Origin of the sequence: Natronomonas amylolytica (genome assembly GCF_037031205.1) — an archaeon.
Classification (GTDB): domain Archaea; phylum Halobacteriota; class Halobacteria; order Halobacteriales; family Haloarculaceae; genus Natronomonas; species Natronomonas amylolytica.
In genome coordinates this window covers 40445-64716 of record NZ_JAYEZM010000008.1, presented here as the reverse complement: position 1 = coordinate 64716, position 24272 = coordinate 40445, and the positions used below count along the sequence as shown (strand labels likewise).

The 24272-nt window shown below is 66.9% G+C and carries 31 protein-coding genes and 1 tRNA gene; 14 read left to right on the top strand and 18 right to left on the bottom strand.

Annotated elements, in window-relative coordinates; all coding sequences use genetic code 11:
* Positions 1–41: 41 nt before the first annotated feature.
* Genes U5914_RS12530 through U5914_RS12520 form a run of 3 tightly spaced genes read left to right on the top strand, consistent with a single transcriptional unit; the run spans position 42 to position 2433 of the window.
* Positions 42–1181, top strand: coding sequence for an SPFH domain-containing protein (locus U5914_RS12530; RefSeq protein WP_336136107.1), 1140 nt, complete (start codon positions 42–44; stop codon positions 1179–1181).
* A 57-nt stretch (positions 1182–1238) separates the two neighbouring features.
* A complete protein-coding gene (locus U5914_RS12525; protein ID WP_336136106.1) occupies positions 1239–1841 on the top strand; it encodes a winged helix-turn-helix transcriptional regulator in 603 nt (200 codons plus the stop codon).
* Positions 1842–1896: 55 nt separating this feature from the next.
* Positions 1897–2433: a GNAT family N-acetyltransferase gene (locus tag U5914_RS12520; RefSeq protein ID WP_336136105.1), complete on the top strand. Its 537-nt coding sequence runs from the start codon at positions 1897–1899 to the stop codon at positions 2431–2433.
* Between the two features lie 45 nt (positions 2434–2478).
* On the opposite strand, the gene U5914_RS12515 is transcribed toward U5914_RS12520, so the two are convergent.
* The 7 genes from U5914_RS12515 to U5914_RS12485 all read right to left on the bottom strand — a co-directional run bounded on the left by U5914_RS12515 (position 2479) and on the right by U5914_RS12485 (position 6478).
* On the bottom strand, positions 2479–2637 hold the full coding sequence (locus U5914_RS12515) for a hypothetical protein (protein WP_336136104.1): 159 nt from the start codon (positions 2635–2637) through the stop codon (positions 2479–2481).
* Between the two features lie 173 nt (positions 2638–2810).
* Complete coding sequence (locus U5914_RS12510) at positions 2811–3053, bottom strand: DUF7123 family protein (protein WP_336136103.1); 243 nt, start codon at positions 3051–3053, stop codon at positions 2811–2813.
* Positions 3054–3399: 346 nt separating this feature from the next.
* Positions 3400–3792 (bottom strand): TRAM domain-containing protein, encoded by a 393-nt coding sequence (locus tag U5914_RS12505; protein WP_336136102.1) that lies wholly within the window; start codon positions 3790–3792, stop codon positions 3400–3402.
* Positions 3793–3832: 40 nt separating this feature from the next.
* The gene (locus U5914_RS12500) at positions 3833–4525 is read right to left on the bottom strand and encodes a YkgJ family cysteine cluster protein (protein ID WP_336136101.1); all 693 of its coding nucleotides are present in this window, start codon (positions 4523–4525) and stop codon (positions 3833–3835) included.
* A gap of 36 nt (positions 4526–4561) precedes the next feature.
* A complete protein-coding gene (locus U5914_RS12495; RefSeq protein ID WP_336136100.1) occupies positions 4562–5095 on the bottom strand; it encodes a hypothetical protein in 534 nt (177 codons plus the stop codon).
* A gap of 69 nt (positions 5096–5164) precedes the next feature.
* A complete protein-coding gene (locus U5914_RS12490; protein WP_336136099.1) occupies positions 5165–5935 on the bottom strand; it encodes an MBL fold metallo-hydrolase in 771 nt (256 codons plus the stop codon).
* A gap of 264 nt (positions 5936–6199) precedes the next feature.
* Entirely contained in the window at positions 6200–6478 is a 279-nt protein-coding gene (locus U5914_RS12485; RefSeq protein WP_336136098.1) for a MarR family transcriptional regulator, read from the bottom strand.
* A 347-nt stretch (positions 6479–6825) separates the two neighbouring features.
* Between U5914_RS12485 and U5914_RS12480 the strand changes: the two genes are divergently transcribed.
* The 6 genes from U5914_RS12480 to U5914_RS12455 all read left to right on the top strand — a co-directional run bounded on the left by U5914_RS12480 (position 6826) and on the right by U5914_RS12455 (position 13164).
* Positions 6826–7233 (top strand): pyridoxamine 5'-phosphate oxidase family protein, encoded by a 408-nt coding sequence (locus U5914_RS12480; RefSeq protein ID WP_336136097.1) that lies wholly within the window; start codon positions 6826–6828, stop codon positions 7231–7233.
* Between the two features lie 60 nt (positions 7234–7293).
* Positions 7294–8004, top strand: coding sequence for a class I SAM-dependent methyltransferase (locus U5914_RS12475; protein WP_336136096.1), 711 nt, complete (start codon positions 7294–7296; stop codon positions 8002–8004).
* Between the two features lie 54 nt (positions 8005–8058).
* On the top strand, positions 8059–8958 hold the full coding sequence (locus U5914_RS12470; RefSeq protein WP_336136095.1) for a glycosyltransferase family 2 protein: 900 nt from the start codon (positions 8059–8061) through the stop codon (positions 8956–8958).
* Positions 8959–9048: 90 nt separating this feature from the next.
* Complete coding sequence (thsA, locus tag U5914_RS12465) at positions 9049–10629, top strand: thermosome subunit alpha (RefSeq protein WP_336136218.1); 1581 nt, start codon at positions 9049–9051, stop codon at positions 10627–10629.
* Positions 10630–11271: 642 nt separating this feature from the next.
* On the top strand, positions 11272–11994 hold the full coding sequence (locus U5914_RS12460; RefSeq protein WP_336136094.1) for an SDR family NAD(P)-dependent oxidoreductase: 723 nt from the start codon (positions 11272–11274) through the stop codon (positions 11992–11994).
* A gap of 51 nt (positions 11995–12045) precedes the next feature.
* Positions 12046–13164, top strand: a complete 1119-nt coding sequence (locus U5914_RS12455) for an ArsA family ATPase (RefSeq protein ID WP_336136093.1) — start codon at positions 12046–12048, stop codon at positions 13162–13164.
* A gap of 15 nt (positions 13165–13179) precedes the next feature.
* Here U5914_RS12455 and U5914_RS12450 read toward each other — a convergent pair whose 3' ends face one another.
* From U5914_RS12450 to U5914_RS12425, 6 genes are all read right to left on the bottom strand, one after another.
* A complete protein-coding gene (locus U5914_RS12450; protein WP_336136092.1) occupies positions 13180–13350 on the bottom strand; it encodes a hypothetical protein in 171 nt (56 codons plus the stop codon).
* A 43-nt stretch (positions 13351–13393) separates the two neighbouring features.
* Positions 13394–14683: a glycerate kinase type-2 family protein gene (locus U5914_RS12445; RefSeq protein WP_336136091.1), complete on the bottom strand. Its 1290-nt coding sequence runs from the start codon at positions 14681–14683 to the stop codon at positions 13394–13396.
* Between the two features lies 1 nt (position 14684).
* Complete coding sequence (locus U5914_RS12440; protein ID WP_336136090.1) at positions 14685–15512, bottom strand: SDR family oxidoreductase; 828 nt, start codon at positions 15510–15512, stop codon at positions 14685–14687.
* Between the two features lie 59 nt (positions 15513–15571).
* A complete protein-coding gene (locus U5914_RS12435) occupies positions 15572–16309 on the bottom strand; it encodes an endonuclease V (protein WP_336136089.1) in 738 nt (245 codons plus the stop codon).
* The gene (locus U5914_RS12430) at positions 16306–17223 is read right to left on the bottom strand and encodes a rhomboid family intramembrane serine protease (protein WP_336136088.1); all 918 of its coding nucleotides are present in this window, start codon (positions 17221–17223) and stop codon (positions 16306–16308) included. Before U5914_RS12430 ends, U5914_RS12435 begins: the two co-directional genes overlap by 4 nt.
* A gap of 87 nt (positions 17224–17310) precedes the next feature.
* On the bottom strand, positions 17311–17748 hold the full coding sequence (locus U5914_RS12425) for a bifunctional nuclease family protein (RefSeq protein ID WP_336136087.1): 438 nt from the start codon (positions 17746–17748) through the stop codon (positions 17311–17313).
* A gap of 61 nt (positions 17749–17809) precedes the next feature.
* Between U5914_RS12425 and U5914_RS12420 the strand changes: the two genes are divergently transcribed.
* The gene (locus U5914_RS12420; RefSeq protein WP_336136086.1) at positions 17810–18139 is read left to right on the top strand and encodes a DUF8081 domain-containing protein; all 330 of its coding nucleotides are present in this window, start codon (positions 17810–17812) and stop codon (positions 18137–18139) included.
* A gap of 123 nt (positions 18140–18262) precedes the next feature.
* Here the strand turns inward: U5914_RS12420 and U5914_RS12415 are convergent, their stop codons facing one another.
* Entirely contained in the window at positions 18263–19057 is a 795-nt protein-coding gene (locus tag U5914_RS12415; protein WP_336136085.1) for a helix-turn-helix transcriptional regulator, read from the bottom strand.
* A gap of 85 nt (positions 19058–19142) precedes the next feature.
* Between U5914_RS12415 and U5914_RS12410 the strand changes: the two genes are divergently transcribed.
* The 3 genes from U5914_RS12410 to U5914_RS12400 all read left to right on the top strand — a co-directional run bounded on the left by U5914_RS12410 (position 19143) and on the right by U5914_RS12400 (position 20778).
* Positions 19143–19931, top strand: a complete 789-nt coding sequence (locus tag U5914_RS12410) for an enoyl-CoA hydratase/isomerase family protein (RefSeq protein ID WP_336136084.1) — start codon at positions 19143–19145, stop codon at positions 19929–19931.
* A gap of 57 nt (positions 19932–19988) precedes the next feature.
* Positions 19989–20468: a hypothetical protein gene (locus U5914_RS12405; protein ID WP_336136083.1), complete on the top strand. Its 480-nt coding sequence runs from the start codon at positions 19989–19991 to the stop codon at positions 20466–20468.
* Positions 20469–20538: 70 nt separating this feature from the next.
* Entirely contained in the window at positions 20539–20778 is a 240-nt protein-coding gene (locus U5914_RS12400) for a DUF8142 family protein (RefSeq protein ID WP_336136082.1), read from the top strand.
* A gap of 135 nt (positions 20779–20913) precedes the next feature.
* On the opposite strand, the gene U5914_RS12395 is transcribed toward U5914_RS12400, so the two are convergent.
* From U5914_RS12395 to U5914_RS12380, 4 genes are all read right to left on the bottom strand, one after another.
* Positions 20914–21384: a pyridoxamine 5'-phosphate oxidase family protein gene (locus U5914_RS12395; RefSeq protein ID WP_336136081.1), complete on the bottom strand. Its 471-nt coding sequence runs from the start codon at positions 21382–21384 to the stop codon at positions 20914–20916.
* Between the two features lie 90 nt (positions 21385–21474).
* Positions 21475–21559, bottom strand: a tRNA-Ser gene (locus tag U5914_RS12390).
* A gap of 86 nt (positions 21560–21645) precedes the next feature.
* Complete coding sequence (locus U5914_RS12385) at positions 21646–22512, bottom strand: DUF6159 family protein (RefSeq protein ID WP_336136080.1); 867 nt, start codon at positions 22510–22512, stop codon at positions 21646–21648.
* 113 nt (positions 22513–22625) lie between these two features.
* Positions 22626–23048, bottom strand: a complete 423-nt coding sequence (locus U5914_RS12380) for a universal stress protein (RefSeq protein WP_336136079.1) — start codon at positions 23046–23048, stop codon at positions 22626–22628.
* A gap of 69 nt (positions 23049–23117) precedes the next feature.
* Here U5914_RS12380 and U5914_RS12375 point away from each other — a divergent pair, with 69 nt between their 5' ends.
* Complete coding sequence (locus U5914_RS12375) at positions 23118–24086, top strand: PfkB family carbohydrate kinase (RefSeq protein WP_336136078.1); 969 nt, start codon at positions 23118–23120, stop codon at positions 24084–24086.
* Positions 24087–24272 lie beyond the last annotated feature (186 nt).

Sequence of the window (24272 nt, the reverse complement as noted above, 5' to 3'; positions counted from 1 at the left end):
TCCGGGCGAACCCTTATGCAAGATTCGCCCAATGTAGGGGTATGTTCGCTCCCCTCCAGCTTGGTGGTACGATATTCCCCATCGTCGCGCTGCTGTTGCTCGTCGTGGCGGCGGTGGCGGTCTATCAGGCCGTCGAGATAGTCAACGCCTACGAGAAGCGGGCGCTGACGGTCTTCGGCGAGTACCGCAAACTCCTCGAACCGGGTATCAACTTCATTCCACCGTTCGTCTCCCGAACGTACACCTTCGACATGCGGACCCAGACGCTGGACGTGCCGCGACAGGAGGCCATCACCCGGGACAACTCCCCCGTCACCGCCGACGCCGTCGTCTACATCAAGGTCATGGACGCCCGGAAGGCGTTCCTCGAGGTCGACAACTACAAGAAGGCCGTCTCCAATCTCGCCCAGACGACCCTCCGTGCGGTGCTGGGCGACATGGAACTAGACGACACGCTGAACAAGCGACAGGAGATCAACGCCAAGATTCGGAAGGAACTCGACGAACCCACCGACGAGTGGGGGATCCGCGTCGAGAGCGTCGAGGTCCGTGAGGTCAACCCCTCACAGGACGTCCAGCAGGCGATGGAACAGCAGACCTCCGCCGAACGGAAGCGCCGTGCCATGATTCTGGAAGCCCAGGGTGAACGGCGCTCCGCCGTCGAGAAGGCCGAAGGTGACAAGCAGTCCAACATCATCCGCGCGCAGGGTGAAAAGCAGAGCCAGATTCTCGAAGCACAGGGTGACGCCATCAGTACGGTCCTCCGTGCGAAATCCGCCGAATCGATGGGCGAGCGCGCGGTCATCGAACGCGGGATGGAGACGCTCGAAGAGATCGGCAAGGGCGAATCCACGACGTTCGTCATGCCGCAGGAACTCACCTCGCTGATGTCGCGGTACGGCAAGCACCTGACCGGCAGCGACGTGGCGACCGACGGCGAGATGCTCGAGAGCATGGACTTCGACAGCGAGACGCGCGAACTGCTCGGCCTCGACGACATCGAGGAGATACTCGGCCAGATAGAGGAGGAAACCGAGATGGACATCGAGCAGATGGAACAGCAGGCTCAGGCCATCAAGGAAGGTGCGGACCCGGCCGACATCAAGGACCCCGACGAGGTCATCGCTGAGATGGACGAGGAGATGCCCGAGGGCGAGGACTTCGAGACGGAGAAAGAATAAAAACGCCCGGAAACGGGTGGCGAAGGGGTTTTATTAGCGACTCGCCAAGAGCCTCCAATGACAGAGCGGGGTATCGACGAGAGCAAGCGGGCGACGCTCAAGCGCTTTGCCGCGCTTGGAGCGACGACGCCGCTGGTCCGTCTCTCCGCCGACGACGGCGACAGCGACGTCCGCGACGCCATCGTCGGCTACCTCGCGACGACGCCCGGCGCCCACTTCTCGAAGCTCCGCGACGACCTGCAACTCGGAACGGGCGAGACCCAACACCACCTCCGCCGTCTCGAACGCGATGGCGCCGTCGAACACCGCAAGGACGGCGAGTACAAGCGTTACTTCCCCGCCGACCGCTTCTCCGAGTTCGAACAGCGCGCCCTCGGCTATCTCCGGCGGGAGACGCCCCGGAAGATGGTGCTCGCGTTGCTCGCGGCTCCCGACGCCTCCGGCGCCGACATCGCCGACGCGGCGGGCGTCTCGCGGTCGACCGTCTCCAAGTACGCCGCCGAACTCGACGAGGCGGGCCTGCTCTCCCGCGAGGACGGCTACGAGATTCGACGGCCCGAGACCCTCCTGACGCTCGTCGTTCGGTACGCGGACTCCTTCGGCGAGGAGGCGATGGCCTTCGCGGGCGACGCCGACGACCTCGTTCGCTACGACCCGTGAGAAATACTCACACTCCTCCCGAAAACCCTTACCGGACGGCGGCGACGCCCGTCGTATGCCCGGCCCCGTATTCCTCCACGGCGACCGCCTCGACCTCCGGGTCGCGACCGAAGACGACCTGTCGTTCGTGACGAAGTGGCGCAACCACCCCGACGTCCGGCGGTGGATGCCGCGCAGTCGCCCCGAAACGCCCGAAGACACCGAGGAGTTCTACGACGGCTTCGTCAAGGGCGAGGACGGTTCCGGCGTCAGTCTGCTGGCCTGTGACGGCGACGAACCGCTCGGCCTCGCTTCGATGTTCCTCGTCGACGCCGACTCCCGACGGGCCCGCCTCGGCGCGTGGCTGAAACCCGACGCGCAGGGGGAGGGCTACGGGACGGAAGCCGCCTCGCTGCTGGTCGAATACGCCTTCGAGGAGCGCGCACTCCGGAAACTCGTCGCGAACGCCCGGGCGGACAACGACCCCTCGCGCGGCACGCTCGAGAAACTGGGTTTCACGCGGGAGGGCCGCCAGCGGGACCACTACTACATCGACGGCGAGTACGTCGACCGGGTCATCTACGGCCTCTTCGCCGACGAATGGCGCGAATAGCCGAGAATACGGCCATCACCTAACGGTGTGATGGAAAGGAGGGGGTTACTCGGTACCAGCGAACTCCTCTGCTTCCCACTCCGATGCGATTTCGCTGGCTAACTCGCGTGGTTCGTGTTGGCTCAGGAGGTGTTCTTCGATGTCCGCATCTCGCTCCAGTCGTTCATTGCATAGGGGACATTGCATCCGGGGTTTGCTGACCATGTGGGTGCTTCACACTGGCGGAGGATAAGCCCATACATGAGACGCGTTTTGTGGGACGGAATCGATATCCGAACGTCAAGTATTGCTCAATGAGTCGATGAGCATCGAGCGATACACAGGCGCGTATAGACGGCTGTGTCGGTGGTGTCGGCCAACCGAACCGTTGGTGATATTTAAACCGTAACCTTCCACGTCGTCCCCGAGGAGTAGCCCCACTTCTCGACGTCGACATCGAAATCGCCCTCGCAGATGGCGGTCATGTTGGTGCCGACTTCCTTCGCGGAGAGGCCGAGTTCCTCGCCGATGAGTCGGGACTTGAAGTAGGTCTTCATCTGTCCCTTCTCGCGGAGATACGAGAGGATGCGCCGCTGTTTCTCCGAGAGGTCCGTCGCCGGTGCCTGGGCAGTCGCGCTCATATATCTCCAAAGGCGGTCACCCCCAAAAGGCGGTTTGGTACGGTCGGTCAACACGCTGCCCTCCCGCGGTTTCTTGCTCTGAGGCCCGATGAATCGCGATGGACGGGCCCACACTGGTACGGGTGGGAAACGCCCCGCTGTGATGACTCCTCTCGGTACCGTATATAAACACCTGCAGTAGACTGGACACGCTGATAGAACGGGGGAATTGGGGATGCCGTGTTGGCTTGCAGAAGAAAACGTACGTAGAGCATCCGCAAGCGCCCGCAGGCCGCGCGGCTGGTAGCTCTCGCGATTTTCGTGAACGTTTTTGCCGGCGCGACTGCGGCACGCCGTGCAAACGTTCCTATTCGATGATTTCGCCCACCGCGAAGTTGGACTTGACTTCGGATATCTCGACCTTGACGCGCTCGCCGACCTCGCCGCCGGGGACGATGATGACGTAACCGCGCTCGACGCGGGCGATGCCGTCGCCCTGTTTGCCGAGGTCCTCGATTTCGACGTAGCGGATTTCGCCTTCCTCGACGGGCGGTTGGGGTTCGTCGGTCGGCGTGTGGCCGGTCGCGTCGGACGCGGGTTCGGCCTCGCCGTCGCCGGAGATGAGGGCAACGCGGTAGGTGTCGCCGGGGTCGACGGCGCCGGTGTTGATCTCTCGTTTGGGTACTTCGACGACGTAGCGGTCCTCTTCTTCCTCGACCTCGGCGCTGAACAGACACAGGAGTTTATCGGAGATTTCCATAGAGCTTCGGTTCGGAAATGAACGCCCCGATATATAGTAGTTACCGGGGCTCAAGCCGTGTTCCGTCGGGTCGTTTGGCGCCCTCCGAATCGTGAACCACGACGCCGTCGACGTCGGGGCGGGGTTCGTAGGCGTCCCGGACGGCGATTGCCTCCGCCAGTTCGCGGACGGCCCGTTCCTTGAGGGCGGCGGCGAGGTCTTCTGCCTCGTCGCGGGAGATGTCGCGGCCGAGGCCCTCACACTCGTGGGCGCGGACCATTCCCTCGCCGTCGACGGCCTCGCCCATCGGCTGGCTGGTGCCGCCCAGAGCGACGCTGAAGGGGTAGGTCCGGCAGACGAGCGGACGGCTATCGTGGACGGTACAGGCGCCGGTGCCGTCCTCGTCTTCTTTATAAAAGGTGCAGTCCCCGCAGTCGTCGGTGCGGATGGCCCACTCGAAGGTCTCGCCCTCCGGGCCGTCGTCGCCCTCGCTGATGCCGTAGGGCATCGGGCGAGCGACGTCCCGCCAGTCGTAGGCCTCGTCGAAGGCGTCCTCGGTGGCGTCCTGCAGGTCGCGTGCCTCGTCCGGAAAGAGGGTCGCGGTGTGAGGTTCCGTTTCCCCGTCGTCGGTCTCGGCGGCCTTACAACAGGCGCCACAGCGGGTACACTCGAAGCCGATGGTTTCGATGGCGTCGGCCAGTTCGGCCACCGACAGGTCCTTGGCCCGTTCGAGTTCGGCTTCGAGGCTCTCCATGCCCACCGTTTCGTGTGGGTGCCCAAAAGGCCGCCGCTAGGAGAGCTTGTAGCTGATGATGTAGACCATCAGCCCGAGGGTGTTGAGCCCGAGGCCGAAGATGGAGACGAAGATGCGCCACGTGTTCTCCGCGTTCCACGTTTCGGGGTTCAGGGGGTCGGGAATCGTCAGGCCCACGACCGAGTAGACGACGACGAGGACGCCGAGAACGAAGATACCGAGGGAGAACGCACGGAGGGTGACGAGCCACCGGCGGCCGTCCGAGCGGTCGATGGGATGGGGCGGTTCGGCCATCGGGTCGGTCAGGACGACGGGCTCCCCGGCCCCGCCGTGGACGTGCCCACAGCGTCCGCACTTCGGCGGTGCGTCGTTGATGCGGTTGATTCGCATGCTCCCGCAGCGGTCGCATCGCGGCGAGGTCAGAAACAGGGCGGCGAACGCCAGACACCCGCCGACCAACAGCCCAACGGTGCCGAGGAGTTGGCCCTCCACGTACAGGCCGGCCGCCGCCCCACCGGTGACCAGCCCGAACGCTCCCACGTATCTCCCCAACCTCACCCACGCACTCATACACCTCCCTGTGCGTCGTCCCGACATATTTCTTGGGTGGTCCCGGGCGATATGAACGCCGAATCGCGGTCAAGCGGGGACTGCTCGGTCGCCGTCCCAGTCGATGCGGCCCTCGTGGGCGAGCTTTTCGAGGTGGGCGCGAACGGTGGCTGTCGCGAGGTCGCGGACGCCCGAGAGGTCCTTCTCGTAGGCGGCATCGAGTATCTCCGCGAGGGTCTCGTTGCCGGCCGAGACGGCATCGAGGACGCGTCGCTCGCGGTCGAGTCGGTGGGTGATGAGCCGTTCGCAGGTCGCGCGTGGGTCGTCGATAACGGGACCGTGACCCGGATAGATGCGGTCGGGCGCCATGCCGATGACGCGCCGAAGGGAGGTGACGTAGGCGCGCATATCGCCGTCCGGCGGGCCGACGGCGACGCTGCCGGCGGCGACGGCGAGGTCGCCGGCGACGAGCGCGTCGGCGGCCTCGAAAGCGACGTGTTCGCGCGCGTGGCCGGGCGTCTCACGAACGACGACGGAGCCGCTTCCGGTCTCGATACGGGTTCCCTCACGGAACGTGCGGTCCGGTTCGGCGTCGGTCGCGTCGACGAAGGCGTCCTCGCGACCGTAGCGACACCAGACGGTGGCGTCGGTGGCGGCGGCGTAGTCGGCGACGGCGCCGACGTGGTCGGGGTGGTGGTGGGTGACGGCGATGTGGCCGACGTGGTCGAGTTCCGCTTCGATGCGCTCGTCGAGGGCGGGCGGGTCGACGAGCAGGGCGTCGTCGTCGCCGAGAACGTAGGCGGCGGTCCGCCCCGTCGGCGCGCGGGTCGGGACGTCCACGGGAATCCGCTCGATGTGCATATCGAAGGGTGCGACGGCGGGGGCTTAAGAGTGGCCGACGGGAGGATAGAAGCCGACGAAGGGTAAGCATCCGCGCGAGCGAAGCAAGCGCGGTTCCCGGCGACGAGGCACGGAGTGCCGAGTCGCCGTAGCGCCGACCGACTACCGCGGCGCCTTCGGCGCCGCGACAGGAGGGAGGCGCGCATATTTTCCCCACGTTTTTGCCGCGGAGCCGTGTCGCGCCCCTTCGCGGGCGCGACCGGCGGAGCGTGCAAAAAGTGGTTGTTACTCAGTCAGGAAGTAGACTTGCTTGCGGGCGTCGTGGAAGGAGTAGCGGGAGTCGACGAGGCTCTCCTCTTCGAGACGGTTGAGGGCGTAGCGAACCGTCCGGTCGGGGAGCAGGGACTCCTCGGCGAGTTGGCCCTGCGAGAGCGGCGAGGCGCCCTCCAGCACCTTGGCGACGAGTTTGGCGCTCGGGGGGAGTTCCCGAAGGGTGTCGCGGAACTCGGGGTCCGATAGTGGCGAGTCGGTCTGGCGTGAGCGTTCCTCCGTGGTCGTGCTCATACTGCCCCCTGTGGGAAACCCACTGGTAAAACTTCGCTATATGTGTGTCAAAACAATACGTACACTTGGGTGTGTATAATGGACCCTTATACTTTGAACGCTTACATAGTATGTGCTGGCAACAATTGCGGCAAGAAATGTGGGTGAAACGCCGGTCATTCGCTGTTTCTTCATATACTCTCGGTCGATGACAGTGCTGTGGTTTCACTCATCACCGACAATATAGTCTGCATTCTGGTACGTTCTGCCGGAAACTAACAGCGCGTTGGGAGTCCCTAACCGAGTGGGGTTCGACGGCGTTTCGGGGCCAACGAGGCCGTTATCTGGCTGGCGCGCGACGCCCCAGCATGGAGCGGATTCCCGACCGATTCCACGGCCTGTTCGAGACGCAAACTATCGCCCACTTCTCGACGCTCATGCCCGACGGCACGCCGCATCCGACGCCGGTCTGGGTCGACTACGACGTCGACGCCAACCGTCTGCTCGTCAACACGGCGCGGGGTCGACAGAAAGTCGACAACGTCGAGCGGGACCCGAAAGTCGGCGTGAGCATGTGCGACCCCGAGGACCCGTACCGATACGTCTCCGTGCGGGGCGTCGTCGAGGCGGTGACCGAAGAGGGCGCCGTCGACCACATCGACGCCCTCGCGGAGCGGTATATGGGCGTCGAGGAGTACCCGCATCACGGCGAGGAATCGGGGCCGCGCGTCCTGCTGAATATCCGTCCGACTCGGGTCGTGACTTCGGGCGACTGACCGCTCGAGGGCGTCGTATCCAGCATCCTTTTATGCTGTGGGTGGGTCGATTCGGATAACGTGAAGGGACAGGAGTGGTATCAGGCGGACGATATCGCCGAAGCGTACGACGAGAAGCGCTTCTCGCAGGGCGGCCGCTTCATCGACCGTCGCGAGAAGCAGGCGGTACTCGACGCGCTGGCGCCGCTGGAGGACAAGCGGATTCTGGAAGTCGCGTGCGGTACCGGCCGCTTTACGGTCATGCTCGCCGAGCGGGGCGCGGATATCGTCGGCATGGACATCTCCGAGGCCATGCTCGAACAGGGCCGCAAGAAGGCCCACGCCGCCGGCCTCGAGGAGACCATGCAGTTCATGCAGGGCGATGCCGGCCGCCTTCCCTTCCCCGACGACCACTTCGATGCCGTCTTCGCGATGCGCTTTTTCCACCTCGCGCCGGACCCCGAGGGCTTCATCAAGGAGATGCGCCGGGTCACGAAAGAACAGGTCTTCTTCGACACCTTCAAGCGCTATTCGACCCGCTCGCTCTACAACTGGGCGCTGCCGATGGGGTCGCGGCTCTACTCGGAACGGGAGGTCAGGGAACTCGTCGTCGGCGCCGACCTCGAACTCGTCGACGCTGCCCACGACTTCGTCTTCCCCTACGGCTTCTATCGGGCGGTCCCGGGCTGGCTGGCTCGCCCGTTCCGGAAGTTCGACCAGACGCTCGGCCGCACGCCGGTCGGCGACAAACTCGCCTCGGTTTCCTACTGGGATACGCGCGTCACCGAGTAACTCGGACCGCAGTCACCCGCGGAACTTTTAGGTATCGGCCACGCTATCCGGAGTATGGACATCTCGGTGGTGGTCCCGACGCTCAACGACCGCGACGAGCTTCGCCGCTGTCTCGACGCGCTCGCCGCGGAGGACCCCACCGAACTCATCGTCGTCAACGGCCCCTCGACGGACGGTACCTCGGGGATGGTCAGGGACCGCGGGGATGTCGACGTCCTCGTCGAAATCGACGAGCGGAACGCCAACGTCGCCCGCAACGCCGGTCTCGACCGGAGTCGCGGCGACGCCGTCGCCTTCGTCAATCCATCGCTGACCGTCGAGGCGGGGTGGCGCGAGGCGGCCGTCGAGACGCTCGCGGAGGCCGACGTGGCCACGGGCCCGACCCACGAGGAGTTGCGGGCCGGCGTCGCCACCGACAGCGTCGAATCCCGAACCATCCGCGGCCGCTCTGTCACCTACTTCAACGGCGGTAACGTCGCCTTCGACCGTGAGACCATCGAGGCCATCGACGGCTTCGACGAATATCTCGATACCGGCGGCGCTCGCGATGCCGCCCATCGACTGGCCGGGCAGGATTTCGGCATCGCGTGGAGCGCGGGGATGTGTGTCTCCCGGGAGACGGCCGCCGACGGCGGCCTCGCCGAACGCGACTGGACCGCGCGGTATCGGTCGCTTTCCTACCGGCTGGCGAAGAACTACGGCTTCCATCCGACCGTCGGCTTCCGGACGGTCCGCCATGCGGTAGACGACGCCTATCGCGGGCTCCGCGATGTCGCCAGCGGCGAGGCCAAGCCGACCAGTTGGTTCGGCAACGGCCGAAGCGTCCTCGTCGGCAGCGTCGACGGCTACGCCGACGGCATCCGCGCCCGCTATGCCGACCGCAGCCCCCAGCGGAACCCCAACGGCTGGTCGGACCGGGCCGACCGGGCCGTCGCGGTCTACGATAACAGATAAACCCCCCGACGCGAGCCGCTTCGAGCGCACCCCATCTCCCGGTCGTTACGGAACTTTTATATAGAACTGCTGACCACATATTCAATGAACATGTCACAGCAGATGCGCCAGCGGCGCGGTCAGCCGCTTTTCATTCTCAGCGAGGACACGGAGCGTACCCGTGGCAAGGACGCCCAATCGTCGAACATCACCGCCGGGAAGGCCGTAAGCGAGTCCGTACGGACGACGCTCGGCCCCCGCGGGATGGACAAGATGCTCGTCTCCGACTCCGGCGACGTCGTCATCACCAACGACGGCGCGACCATCCTCGACGAGATGGACATCGAGCACCCCGCGGCTCAAATGATCGTCGAGGTCGCCCAGACGCAGGAAGAGGAGGTCGGTGACGGCACCACGACCGCCTCCGTGCTGGCCGGTCAGCTCCTCGCGCAGGCCGAGGACCTGCTGGACGACGACGTCCACCCGACCACCATCGTCGAGGGCTACCGGGAGGCCGCCGACCTCGCGCTGGAGGCCATCGAGGACGTCACCCTCGCCGACGACGTCGACGAGGACGAACTCCGCGCGGTCGCCGAATCCTCCATGACCGGCAAGGGCACCGGCGACATCGACGCCGCCGCCCTCGCCGAGACCGTCGTCGATGCCGTCCTCCAGGTCCAGACTGACACGAGCGTCGACCGCGACGCCATCACCATCCGCACCCAGACGGGCGCCGGCGCCTCCGCGACCGAACTCGTCCAGGGCGTCATCAGCGAGGAAGAGTCCCTCCACGAGGACATGCCCAACGGCTTCGAGGACGCCAGCGTCGCCGTCCTCGACCTCGACCTCGAAGTCCGCGAGGCCGAAATCGACGCCGAATACGACATCTCCGACGTCGACCAGCTGAACGCCGCCATCGAGGCCGAGGAATCCGAACTCCGCGGCTACGCCGAAACCGTCGCCGACGCGGGCGTCGACGTCGCCTTCGTCACCGGTGACGTCGATGACGTCGTCGCCTCCTACCTCGCCAAGGAGGGCGTCCTCGCCTTCGACGGCGTCGACGACGACGAAGCGGCCTCCATCGCTCGCGCGACGGGCGCGACGACGGTCGGCACGCTCTCGGACCTCGACGGCGGCGTTCTCGGCTCCGCCGACTCCGTCAGCGTCCAGAAGTTCGGCTCCGACGAACTCGCCTTCATCGAGGGCGGCGCGGCCGCGAAGACGGTGACCGTCTTCGCCCGCGGCGGCACCGAACACGTCGCCGACGAACTCGAACGCGCACTGCGTGACGCGCTCGACGTCGTCACCGCCGCCATCGAGGAAGGTGGCGTCGTTCCCGGCGCCGGCGCGACCGAAATCGCCATCGCCGACCACATCCGCTCGGAGTCCGCCGCCGTCGAGGGCCGTCGGCAACTGGCCATCGAGGCCTTCGCCGACGCCGTCGACGTCCTGCCGCGCACCCTCGCGGAGAACACGGGCGCCGACCCCATCGACGCGCTCGTCGACCTCCGCTCGACCCACGAATCCGAGGGCCGCGCCGGCCTCATCAGCGAAGGCCAGACCGGCAACGTCGGCGACCCCGTCGAACACGGCATTCTCGACCCCGCCGCCGTCAAGCGGGAAGCCGTCGAAGCCGCGACCGAAGCGGCGACGATGATCGTCCGCATCGACGACGTCATCTCCGCGAGCTAAGGCCCGCGACTTTAGATTTCGTTTTTTATTTGGCGACTCCGCCGGTTAGCATCGCGTCTCTGGTTACTCTGTTTTATAAATAGAGCTTGGGAGCTACCTGACCGCAAACAGCCGGAAAGCCCTCGGCGGGGAGGCGGTCGCTGGGGAGGATACACTCGCTTCGCTCGGGTAGTACCTCCTCAGCGACTCCCCTCCGGCGCCACCGGGCCTCGCCCTTTCAGTCCACCAGGAGACGCACAGCGCCTGCCCTTCCCCGGGTTGCGCGGGCCTACGGCCCGCCCGCGCTCCCGGCCGAGTGTTTATAAATGGCGCGCGCTGGCCGACCGCCGTGAGGCTCGCCCGAACGGCGGTCGGGTGCCAGCGCGCGAGGGACGACCGACTGAGCGCAGCGAGGGAGGGAGTCGGTTGGGGAGGTGTGAGGTGCGGTTGCTGTCCTCGGTGGAATCGAAGGGCGAGGTCGGCTGGCGTTTACGTGGTCGCCTGAGCGGGCACTACTCGACCGAAGGGAGAGTATCCCGCTCAGCGACCGCCAGCCGGCTGAGGGCTTCGCAGGCTGTTGTACTGGAGCGAGCCGCTACGCTTGATTTATAAAAAACTCCGGAACCCCGTCGTGTTTTTCTGGTCGCCCACCAACACACCACCATGGGACGACTCGACGACGAGACGGTCATCGTGACGGGCGCCAGCCGCGGCCTCGGCGCGTCGATGGCGAAACGCTTCGCCCGCGAGGGCGCCAACACCGTACTGTCGGCCAGAAGCGCCGACGACCTGCGGGCGGTGGCCGACGAGGCCGACGGCGAGACGCTCGTGGTACCGGCGGACGTGACCGACGAGGAGTCGGTCGCCGAGTTGGTCGCCGCGACGGTCGACGAATACGGCGACCTGACGGGGCTGGTCAACAACGCCGCGACCGGCCTGTTGACCCTCTACGACGAGTTGCGGGAGGTTCCCGATATCGATGCCGAGGACTGGCGGCATATCATGGAGGTCAACACCACCGGCCCGTTCCTCTGTGCGAAACACGCCGTCCCCGAGATGGACCGCGGCAACGTCATCAACATCTCCTCGGGACTCGGCCGCCGCGGCGAGGCCGGGTGGGCGCCCTACGTCGCCTCGAAGTGGGCGCTGGAGGGCTTCTCGCGGACGCTCGCCGACGAGTGTGAGCCGGATATCAACGTCAATTGTCTGGACCCCGGCGGCCGCGCCGAGACGGGCTTTTGGGACCACCTGCCGGAGGAAGAACGCGAGAGCATTCTCGACCCCGACGTGATGAACGACGCCGCCGTCCTCCTGCTCGAACAGGGCCCCGGCGGCGTGACCGCGGAATCGATGCCCGCGAGCGACTGGGAAGCGCGCCTCGGCTGACGGAAGCGGCCGTATCGACGGGTACACAAGCGGTGAACTCCCAGCGCGCGTATGAGCGAACTCAGCGTCGAACCGGTCGAATCGGTCGACGACGCGGACGTGCCAGCGGGAATCGACGCCCCCGAATACGTCCTCTACGGCGGCAAGGGCGGCGTCGGAAAGACCACCTGCGCGGCCGCGACGGGACTGGCCAGCGCCCGCGACGGGACGGCCACGCTCGTCGTCTCGACGGACCCCGCCCACTCGCTTTCGGACACGCTGAGCACCGACATCCCCTCGGAGCCAGCGAAAATCAAGGACGACATTCCCCTCTATGCGGTCGAAATCGACCCGGAGGCCGCACCGGAGGGTCCCTTCACCGGCCCCGAGGGCGGACCCGAAGTCGAGGGCGAGAGCGACGCCGATGCGGGCGGTTTCGGTCCGATGGGCGGCGACGACGGCATGGGAGGAATGGGTGGCATGGCCGAGATGCTCGGTGGCGGTGGCCACCCGCTCGCTGGCGGGGCGATGCCCGGTGCCGACGAGGCGGCGGCGATGCAGTTGCTCTTGGAGTACCTCGACGACCCGCGGTTCGACCGCGTCGTCGTCGACACCGCGCCGACCGGCCACACGCTCCGACTGCTCGAACTCCCCGACGTGATGGATTCGATGGTCGGCCGCCTGCTTTCCTTCCGCGAGAAGCTCTCGGGGATGGCCGGTAGCCTCGGCAACCTCGGCGGCCTCTTCGGCGGCGACGACCCCGAGGCCGAGATGGACCAGGGAATGGACGACCTGAAGGAACTCTCGGCGAAAATCGAGCGCCTGCGGGCGGCACTCCGAGACCCCGCCCGCACCGACTTCCGGGTCGTGATGGTGCCCGAGGAGATGAGCGTCGTCGAGAGCGAACGCCTCATCGACCGCTTGGAGGAGTTCGGAATCCCCGTCAACACCGTCGTCGTCAACCGCGTCAGCGAGGACCTCGCGGACGTCGCGGACTTCGACCAGGACTGGTTCGTCGCACCCGACACCGAACACTGTGAGTTCTGCCGCCGGCGCTGGGAGGTCCAGCGGAACGCTCTCGCCCGGGCGCAGGAACTGTTTCGCGGCCGGGCCGTCAAGCGGGTGCCCCTCTTCGCGGAACCCGTCCACGGCGAGGCGATGCTCGGCGTCGTCGCGGCCTGTCTCGAATAGCGCCGGCGCTCCTTTTCAGGCGCTTCTGGCGATACCGACGCCCAGCATGATGACGAGGGCGGCGAGAACGCCCTGCATGACAGCGTTGACGGGGTCGTCGTGAATCAGGTTCCAGACGGCGACGCCGGAAAACAGCGCCGCTACCACGACGTGCAATCCCAGTATCCCGACGATTCGTGGCTCCACACGCGGCCTCACGCGGGACCGGTGCAAAACGATATCGGCTGTCCTACTCGCCGCCGAGGACGACGACTCGGAGGTCGTTGACGTTCGTGCCCGTCGCTCCAGACCGGAGCAACGCATCGCGGCCATCGAGGAACGGGTAACTGTCGTTGTCGGCGAGAGCGCGGCGAGCGGCCGCCTCGTCGTCGACGGTCCCCGCGTCGACGATGGCGCCCGCGGCGTCGGTGCTGCCGTCGCTGCCGTCGGTATCGACCGCCGCGAAGACGCTCCCCTCGGGGGCGTCGAGGCCCGCCGCGAGCGCCCATTCGAGGTTCGGCCCGCCCGTCCCGTCGCCGGTGACCGTCACCGTCGTTTCGCCGGCCGACAGCAAGACTGCGGGCGGTGCGACGGGATTTCCCGACTCGACGGCTTCCGCGGCGACAGCCGCGTGGAACCGCCCCGCCTCGCGTGCCTCTCCCTCGATTCGGGTCGACAGCAGACACGGCTCGGAGTCCGCTTCGCGTGCCACACCGACGGCGGCATCGATTGCGTCCCGGGCGGAGGCGATGACGTGGTTGTCGACGGCAAGCGAGGGTTCGGATTCGGGGTCGGCGGCGGCAAGCCACGCCTCGACGTCGGGGGCGTCGACATCGTACCGTTCCAGTACTGCGAGGGCGGCCTCCGGGTCGACGGCCGCGGGCACGGTCGGCCCGCTGGCGATGACGCTCGGTTCGTCGCCGACCACGTCGCTGACGAGCAGGCCGACGACGGTCGCGGGTGCGGCCGCCGCGGCGAGGCCGCCGCCCTTGATAGCTGAGCAGGCCCGCCGCACCGTGTTCACGTCCTCGATGGGCGCGCCCGCATCGAGCAGGCGGTCGGTGACACGCTGGACGGCGTCGAGCGAGAGGCCCTCGGCCGGCGCGCACAGCAGGGCGCTGCCGCCGCCGGTAATCGCCGCGAGTACGAGCGTCCGTTCGTCGGCCGTCTCGGCCGCTTCGAGAACTGCTTCGGCGCCGGCGACGCTGTCCTCGTCGGGCGTCGGGTGGCCGCCCGTCCGGACGGTCACGCGCTGGGGGTCGGCAGTCTGTTCGTTCGTCACGACGAGGCCGTCGTCGATGCGGTCGCCGAGCAGCGATTCGAGGCCCACCGCGAGGTCGTCAGCGGCCTTGCCGCCGCCGAGAACGAGGATTCGGTCGAAGGCGCCGAGGTCGTATTCGGCATCCCGGATGCGGAGCGTGCCGTCTTCGACAGCACAGTGTCGCCGCACCGCCGTCTCGGGGTTGGCGGCTTCGATGCCCGCCCGTAGACAGTCGAGGGCGAGTTCGCGGGCCGGCGTTGCCGGGTCGCGGTCGAACACGCTACGAGGTGAACTTCCGGACGGCCGCGAAGACCCGGTCGCTCAGCGGGTCAGGCAGGTGGCTGGCGAGCAACAGCGCCTGTGCGACGGTGCCGACCGGATAGCGGGGGTCGGGGTCCGGCGTGACCGCCGCCTCGACGATGACCTCCGCGACTTCGGCGGGGTGGACCGCGATGGGACTGTCGCCGCCGAACAGCGAGGCGTCCTCCTGGAACTCGTAGATGTCCTCGTAGGCGTCGGTGCGGTCGAGGCGACCGATTTCGTCGCCGACCCGGTCGCGGAACGACGTCTCGACGGGGCCGGGCTGGACGACGCTGACGTCGACACCGAAGGGTTCGACCTCCAGTCGGAGGGCGTCGCTGTACCCCTCCATGGCGTGTTTCGAGGCGGCGTAGGCGCCCATGCCGGGCGCGGCCAGTCGGCCGGCGACCGAGGAGACGTTGACGATGGTGCCGTCCTCACGGTCGCGCATGTGCGGGAGGACCTCCCGGACGAGCCGATGGGGCCCGAAGACGTTCACGTCGAACTGCTTGGCGAACAGGTCGTCGTCGACGTCCTCCAGCGGGCCGTGCTGGCCGTAGCCGGCGTTGTTCACTAAGGCGTCGATGCGACCCTCCTCCTCGATGATGCGGTCGACGACGCGCTCGACGTCCTCGGGGTCGGTCACGTCGATAGTGCCGATATCACAGCCCGCCTCGCCGAGTTGCTGGATGTCGGCGGGGTTGCGTGCCGTCGCGTAGACTTGCCACTCCTCGTCGAGGAAGGCGTAGGCCGTCGCCCGGCCGATGCCCGACGAACAGCCCGTAATCAGAACCGTCCGGTTGCTCATGTAGGTGGGGTCGGCGGGCCGGTAGTTAGGCGTTAAGGTCCCGGCGTCCTCCCGGCCGACTACAGCTCGGCCTTCAGGTCGTCGGCGTACGTATCTGCGAGTCGCGTCGGCCGCGGCAACTTGTATTGGCCGCCGCAGGCCTCGACACAGTCGACGGCCGTCTCCGCCGAGAGCCGATGGCCTGCCGAGACGTACAGCGGGTTTATCTTCGTCGAATCGGGGTACTGGCGGCTCTGATAGGCGTAGCCGACGGTCTCGCCGCCCGGCGCGGTCATCGAGTCGTCGGCCTCGATGGCGACGCGGGCGCCTGCCGGCAGCGAACCGACCGAGCGTCGCGGCTCGCCACACAGCAGGCTCTTGGCGACGCCGACGGCGGGCGTCTCGAAGAGCACGCCCACGTGGGTGGCGATGCCAGCCTCCCGGAAGTGGATGCGGCCGCTGCCATCGAGGACGAGCAGGTCGGGGTCGACGTCGAGTTCTTCGAGGGCGGCGACGATGGGTTCGCCCTCGCGGAAGGCCAGCAGGCCCGGAATGTAGGGAATCGAAAGCGACGTGACGGCGTGGGACCGGGCGACGACTTCCTCGCCGCGCAGGACGACGACGGCCGACAGCGCCCGGTCGTCGAGGAAGGCCTGGTCGACGCCCGCGACGAGGACGTCGCCGGCCGGAATGTCGTCGGGTTCGAAGTCGATGTCGTCGGCGAAGACCGCCGTCTCGGCGATGTCGCGTTGCATCGTCTCCATCCCCTCGCGGGAGAGAGCGGGGTCGGGCAGGAACCGCTCGCGTTCGACCTTCATGGGAACCGGCCGGGGCCGCCGGGGCCGTTACCGCCGCGACCGGGACCGAGGTTCAGGCGTCGGGGACCGCCGCGGACGCGGTCCTTGACGCGGTTGCCGTACCAGAGGCCGACCGCGAGGCCGGTGAGGTGTGCGAAGTGGGCGACGCCGCCGAGGATGCCGCCGGAGGCGACCGCGAACAGCGAGAAGGCCGCAAAGAGAATCGTCAGCGTCCGGATGGACATCGGGATGAAGAAGAACAGGAGCACCTTCAGGTCCGGTGAGGTAATCGAGAGGACGCCCATGATGGCCATCAGCGCGCCGGAGGCGCCGAGGACGCGCACCGTCTCGCCGGTGCCGAGGCCGAGGCCGACCTGTGCGAGGCCGGCGAGCATGCCGCTTGCGAGGAACAGCGCGGTGAACTTCTTGGAGCCGATTTGCCGCTCGACTATCGGCCCGAAGAAGTACAGCGCGATGCCGTTGAAAAGCAGGTGGGTCGGCCCGCCGTGGGCGAACACCGAGACGACCCACGTCCAGACGTATTCGGGGTTGGCCGTGGTGAGGGTAAAGAGGCCGTACCACTGCTGGGAGCCGATGGGGACGCCGAAAAGCGGCGCCAGCAGGTACTGAATCCCGAAGACGACGACGATGATGCCGAGGAACAGATACGAGACGTTGTTCCGGAAGTAGCCGAGGGGGCCGCCGGCGCCGGTGTCGAGGCCGACCTTCTCCATCACGCCCGTCGAGCGGCCGCCGCGTTGCTCGACGGAGTCGTCGAAGCCGCTATCGAAGACGCCCTTCGGGTCGTTCCAGTCCTCCAGGCCGGGACAGTTGTGGTTCTCCGGGAGGCGGTGTTCGCTACAGAAGGTCCCACCACAATGCCGGCAGTTGTACGGCATGTTCTCGTGGGCACCACACACGTCACACTTCGCCATTACACGTTCGTAGCCGTCGAGTCGGCAAAGTCGTTGGGATGTGTGGCAATTCCGCTGCACGGCCGGGCGGAGGGTGCCCGCTTCGAGCTATTTCACCTCGAAGGCGTCGGGCGGTTGCCCGGCCTCCTCGAGTACCTCGTCGGAGACGCGAATCGGGCAGTCGACCCGGAGGGCGATGGCGATGGCGTCGCTCGGGCGAGCATCGAGGACGACCTCCCGGCGCTCGCCGTCGGCGTATCGCTCGGCGTCGATCTTCGCGAGGAACGTGTTCTCCGCGAGGTCGTCGATGCGAACTCGGTCGATGGCCCCGCCGAACTCGGTGAGCATCTCCACGAACAGGTCGTGGGTCAGCGGCCGCTGGAAGGGGCGGCCCTCGAGCGCGTGCGAGATGGATTTGGCCTGGTCGGCGCTGATGAAGATGGGAATCGCCTCGTCGCGTGCCCGCAACACGACGACCGGCGCGCCTTCTTCGCCCCCCTCCTCGACGCTTACCCCGAGGCCGTGGACGGTCGCCTCGTGTGTCATCATATACCAATCGGGCGAGCGGCACCAAAACTTTTCGCACGAGGAGGTCCCACCGGGGGGTATGAGCGACCCCTACGTCGTCGCCATCAAGCCGTCGGCCCGCCGCGTCAGCCGTCCGGCGGGCGAGTGGGTCGCCAGCGAGGGCCGGTTCAGGGCCTTCGATTCGAAGGCGCTGGCCCGCGAGTGGGCCCGCGAGGCGAGCCCGCAGGGCCGCACGCTGTGGGTCCAGAACGCCCATCCGGACGACGCGGGGCCTGCGGACGGCTACCTGCTCGCTCGGGCCAGTCGCCTCAGAAGTAACGAAACGGAGTTGCCCGGCGAGCAGCGGGCCTTCGGCGACCTGCTCGCCGACGGGCAACGGAACCCGGGGCCGAAGGCGGACCAGTCCTGAACGCGCCGGTCGGCCGTCGGCGGGTACATCCCCACCCCGCTCGCACGGCCCCGACCAGAGGGAACGTGGCGGGGGAGCATTATGTTACCCCGTGCAATCGTTGCACGGTGTGCACACCCGGCCTCAGAACGCCTCGACCGGGAGGGACGCCGCGCTCTCGCGATACTCCTGGTAGACGCTTTCGGCCCACGCACGGACGCGCTCGTCGGTCGCCTCCAGTAGCGCCCGGGGAAAGCCCTCGTCGTCCTCGACGCCGACCTGGACGACCTCGCCGTCCGCGATGCCGAGATAGAAGGGCAGGGCCGTCTCCGCTCTGCGCACCGTCAGCCGACCCGTCTCCAGTTCCTCGCGGAACAGCGGTGCGAACTCCCCGGCGGTAATCGTCTCCTCGACCGCCGGTGCGACGACGATTTCGGCTTCGAGGGCGCCGCTGGTGATCTGGTCGTGGACGAGTTTCGAGCCTTCGAGGTCGATAGACGGGAACAGTCCCCGGAACCGCTCGGCCTCCCGGAGGAGTTCCGTCTGCGTTCTGGCTGGCGTGTAGGGGTCGCCTTCCGAGGGCGTCACGACCGTCGCCGCCGACAGCGCCGCGATGTCGAGGTCGAAGCGTTCGGTCGGGAACCACCGGAGGAACGGCGCGAGGTCCTCGGCGGCCTCGACTGTCTCGGCGAACCGCCGCGCGGCCTCGATGACCTGCTGGCCGACCGGGGTCAGCCGATAGGTGTCGCCGCTGTTTCGCACCCACCCGCGCTCCTGAAAGGCCGTGAGCGCCCTCGCGACCGTCGACCGCGAGGTATCGAGGTCGACCCTGAGGTCCCGCTGGGTCGCCGGCCCGCCTTCGAGCAACTGCTCCAACAGCCGGACTCGGGTCTCCGACCGGGTCAGAAAGGAGATGCTGTCTATCGTCGCTTGTTCCATTCGATTGGACGGTCATCCCTCGTGAATAAAATACCTGTCCCGTCTCCCCGTCACGTTTTAATAGCGACCACGGGACAGCATCGGTATGGAATCGGTTGGCACGGAACTGGCGGCGATCGACTACGAGTTACCGCGGGCGGACGTCTACCTCTCGCGGCCCGACAAGCGCAACGCGATGACCGTCGACCTGATGCGGGATTTGACGACTGCCGTCGAACAGGTCAGCCACAACGACGACGTGCGCGCGATAACGCTACTCGGCGAGGGCTCCGTCTTCTGTGCGGGGATGGACCTCGAGATGATGCGTGACCGGGTCGAGGAGGATTCGGACATCGAGCGGGACATCTTCCCCGACCTGCTCGATGCCATCGAGAACGCCCGCCAACCGGTCGTCGCGGGCATCAAACGGGCCGCTCCTGCCGGTGCCTTCGAGTTAACGCTGCCCTGTGACTTCCGCGTTCTCGGCTCGGAGGCGACCTACGGCGTCATCGAGGTGAAACTCGGAACCTTCCCTCACGGCGGTGCGACCCAGCGACTCCCCCGGCTGGTCGGCCTCTCGAAGGCCAAGGAACTCGTGCTGACCGGCGAGTTCATCGACCCCGAGGAGGCGCTGGACTGCGGGCTGGTCCACGAGGTTTGCGAGGACGAGGCGGTCGACGACCGCGCGCGAGCCTTCGCCGACCGACTCTGTGAGAACGCGCCGCTTGGGCTTCGACAGGGCAAGCGGGCCCTCAATGCGGCCTTCGAGATGCCGCTCCAGCAGGGCCTCGAACTCGAACGCTCGCTGGGCCAGAAACTCGACGACACCCACGACTACCTGGAGGGCTTCGAGGCCCGCATCGAGGACCGAGAGCCGGAGTTCCGCGGCGAATAGCTCTCGTTTGGACGAAACTGCCATAAGATACTTTCAGGCTCAGCGATAGGATTCGGTATGCGCTTGTCACCGCTGGCTATCGGCCTCGCAGTGTTGCTGACGGTCAGTCTGGCGGGGATGCCCGCCGCTGCTGCGGTTCAGGAACGCGACGACAGCCACAGCGCCGAGAACGTCGCCGCGACCTACAACGAGAACGTCGGCGACCTCCCGGACGTCATCAAGAACCGGGCGACGAACGAGCGAGTCGAGTTGACCATCGAAACCGCCGACGGCGAGGCGGTGACCTACACCGCCATCACCGACGACGAGGCGCGGGTCACGGAACTTCGAGAGGGTAGCCACGACCCGACCCTCCGTGTGAGTACCGACGAGGCGACCATCCGCGAGATCTCGAACGCGGACAACACCGGCGCGGCCGCCGCCGAGGCCTACGACTCCGGCGACATCCGAATCGAGGGCGTCGGCATGGTCAACAGCGTCACGGTCGAGGCAGTCAAGGTCGGCCACAGCATCGGTTCGGCGCTCGGCCTCCTGTAATCGGGCGTCGCTTCGCCGTTCCCCGTCCCGCTAACGAGGCGTTTTTCTCGCTGGCTCTCCAACCCCAGATATGGACGACACCGACGGGGGGTTCCGGAAGGGGCGCAAGACGGCGACGTTCGTCATCCTCCCCTTCGTCGCACTCGGCATCGGCAACCTGATTCTCATCCTGCTGTGGGGTATCGACCCGCTGTGGGGCTTCCTCGTGTTACCGCCGATACTCTTCATCTCGGCCATCGGCTGGATTGCCATTCGTGGCGGATTCGCTGAGGACCGGACCGGCGACGGCGACTACAACGGCGGCGTCTAGGATTCGACGATTGGTTGGGTCTGTTTAAATAGGGCTATCCGGCTACCGCTACTTCCTCCGAAGCCCTCGGCCGGCTGTTTGCGGTCCCGCTGTCGCCGAATCCGATTTATATACCAAACCAATCTTGGAATATGTCTAGTGGCCGTTCCGAACGGGCGCTGGCGCGTACGACTGGTCACGAGCGACGACGGACTCGGGCTCTATCCGGACCAGTAGCGCGGTGTCGGTCGGGTCGGCGACGTAGCCCGAGAAACGGGAGTCCCAGTCGGTGCGGTCGGGGCCGAGATACCGGGCCAGCAGTCGCTCGGCGAGGTCGCGGTCGAAGGGTTCGACGGTGCCGGTGCCGCGGATGCCGACGTGCTGGACGAGGCCGCGCTCGGCGTCGAAATCCACGACCCCGAGGGCACACCCGGAGTGCTTCTCGACGCGGTCGGGGAAGGTGTCGGTCGAGGAGTCCCCGAGTATCCAGGCGGCGTCGTCCTCCCAGAGGTACCAGACGGGCGATTCGCGGGCGCCTTCGGGCGCCGCAGTGGCGAGATGGCCGAACAGCGGGCGGGCGAGAAAGGCCTCGATGCTCGCACCGAGGGTGTTCTCGACGACGTTCATACCCGGACTGCGGGCGGTTCGGGAATGAGTGTGGCGATATTTGCCGAAAGAATCGCAGGCCCGCGGCTGGTCGATGTGAAGTGGTGAGAACGCCGAGGAGGAGATTTGAACTCCTGAGTCCGTGAGGACAGTTGCTCTCGAAGCAACCGCCTTGGCCAGGCTAGGCTACCTCGGCTCATCCGATTGTGGGGGTGTATCGACTTTATGGGTTTCGGTCCGCGGCCGTACGGCGGTTCGGATGGTGGGGTTTCACGGAAAGCGTTAGCCCTCGACGCGGTCGTGGCTCGGCGTCGCCTCGTGTTCGGCGCGGCCGCCGAGCGTCTCGAAATCGAAGTCGGTGAACTGCTCGGGCACCGAGCCCTCGCGGGCGTAGAGATACAGCGCCGTCTTGGCGATGCCGCGGATGGTCTGACCGATGAGGTAGGCCGCCAGCAGGCCGAAGACGACGACCAGTATGCCGACGCCGATGCCGGCGGTCGGCGATACCGTCGCGATGACGACTCCGAGGACGACGGCGATGGCAACCGCGCCGAGCGCGAGCAGGAGTTGGATGATGCCGAGGCCGAGACCGGCGCCGAGCGTCTCGCCCCACGTGTCCGTGAACGTCTCGGCGCTTCTGGTGAACATCGACGCGAGGTCGACGTCCTCGAAGACGATGACGGGGATGATGAAGAACGTCGTCACGGCCCAGCCGACCGAGAACAGCGAGGCGACGAGGCCCGACAGCGGGGTGTCGGATTCCTCCAGTTGCTGGATGATGAGGCTCACGGCGGCGGCGATGGCCGACCACACCGCGATGGTGCCCTTCATCCGCCACGCGGCGCGGGACGAACGGACGATAGAGGGCTTCCGCTCGTGGAAGGTGTCGTTGACCGCATGCACCAGCGCGGCGGTGAAAAACGAGGCGACGAACGTCGTCACGAAGTAGAGGACGAACAGCGCGACGTATTCGACGCCACCGCCGACGAGTTCGCCGACGAAGACGCCGATATAGAGGAAGACGAAGAACAGCCCCGTCGCGACGCCGCTGATGGCGGGAAACGCCAGCAGTTTCGGGTGGCTCCGAAGGACAGAGAGGCTGTCCATCGACAGCGTCCACCCCGTCTTGAGGTTCGCTACGATTCCCATACGGGGTCTGCGTCGAATCGGTATATAAAGCTCCGGCCGTCTTTATAAACAAGCTCGCTCGAACGGACGCGCTCGGGCGGGGCGGTGGTGGTCGTACGGTAACGTGATTCGCCTCAGTCGTCGGGCCGGATGACCGTGACGGGGACGGGCGAGCGGCGAACGACCGTTTCGGCGACGCTGCCGAGCAGGACTCGCGAGATGCCGTCCCGGCCGTGGCTCCCGATGACGATGTGGTCGATGTCGTGTTCCTCGGCGTAGTCGACGATGGCGCGTGCCGGTCGGCCGACGGTCGATTCGGTCGTGACGTCGACGCCGGCGTCGGCGGCCGCGTCCTCCGCACCGGCGAGGACGGTGTCGGCGCGCTCCTCGGCGGCCGCGAGCCAGTCGTCGGAACTGCCGGGCCCCCACGCCGTCGCGCCGTCGACGGGGTCCATCACGTACAGCGCGGTGATGGATTCGGTCGGGAACTGTTCGAAGGCGTGTTCCAGCGCCGCCTCCGACGGGGGCGACCCGTCGATGGGGATGAGTATCGACATGCCCGCCAGTTACAGGGGCCAGTATATAAAGCCGGCAGGCATTTGGATGGCCGACACGACGGGGCCGATATGTACGACGCGGTGTCGTCGCTGTTGGAGTCGTCTCCCCGTCTCGCCGCCTTCCCCGACGGCAGTCTCGATATCTTCTCGCGGGTGCGCGCTGCCGACGGAAGCCACCTCTCGAAAGCGGGATTCAGAGCCCGGCTCACCGACGCCCGCTCGCAGGCGTTCCACCTCGAGGAGCGCGTCGTCGAACCCGGCGGGCAGGCGGTCAACGCTGCTCAGCAGGCCCACGCCCTCGGCGACGACGTCCGTCTCGACGCCTGTCTGGACCACCATCGGCTCGACCTCCCCTTCGAGACGCACTCACACGGTCAGCCGAGTCGCGTTCACATCCACGAGTTCACCGACGGCGACCTCCTCTATGCCTCGGTCAGCGAGGACGTGGCGGGATGGTCCCCCGAGTCCTTCGAGACGCTGCCCGACGCCGACGGCTACTTCTGTGCCAACTGGGCCACCGTCGATGGGATGACCGACGCGCTCTACACGCTCGCCGGCGAACTCGATGGGGACGCGTTCGTGTTCGACCCAGGCGACCTGACGACCGCCGACCCCGAGGCGGTTCGCGGCCTCGCCGACGCGCTCGGCGCGGTCGACGACGGTATCGCCACCACACTCAGCGTCAACGCGCGCGAACTGGCGGCGTTCGCCGACGCCCTCGGTGTCGAGGCAGACACCGCGGCAGTACGGCGCGCGACTGACCTCTCGACCGTCGTCGTTCACGAGAAGGAGGCCGCCGACGCGGCCCACGCCGACGGCACCACGACCGTCCCCAACTTCGATATCGACCACGCGACCCGCAACACCGGCGGTGGCGACCGCTTCGGCGCCGGCCTCCTCCACGGGTTCGCGGTCGGCGGGGACCTCGATGCCGCGCTCGCGCTCGGCAACGCCTGTGCCAGTTACTACGTTGCGACCGGGGAGACGGGGACGGCAGACGAACTCGTCGAGTTCATCGACGGCCGGTCGACGCTGTAGCGGTCCCAGTCCTTCCGACGCGTCTCCAGATAAACAGGGCGAAGGATTCGGAGATTGGCCCGAGGCGGTTCACCGCGGCCGTTCCGGATGCTGATACTGTCGGACGTACTTCGGTGGCCACTCGAATCGCGGAGGTGTCCGAAACGCAGGTGCCGCCCGTGCGAAACGAGGCCGCGATTCGAGCAG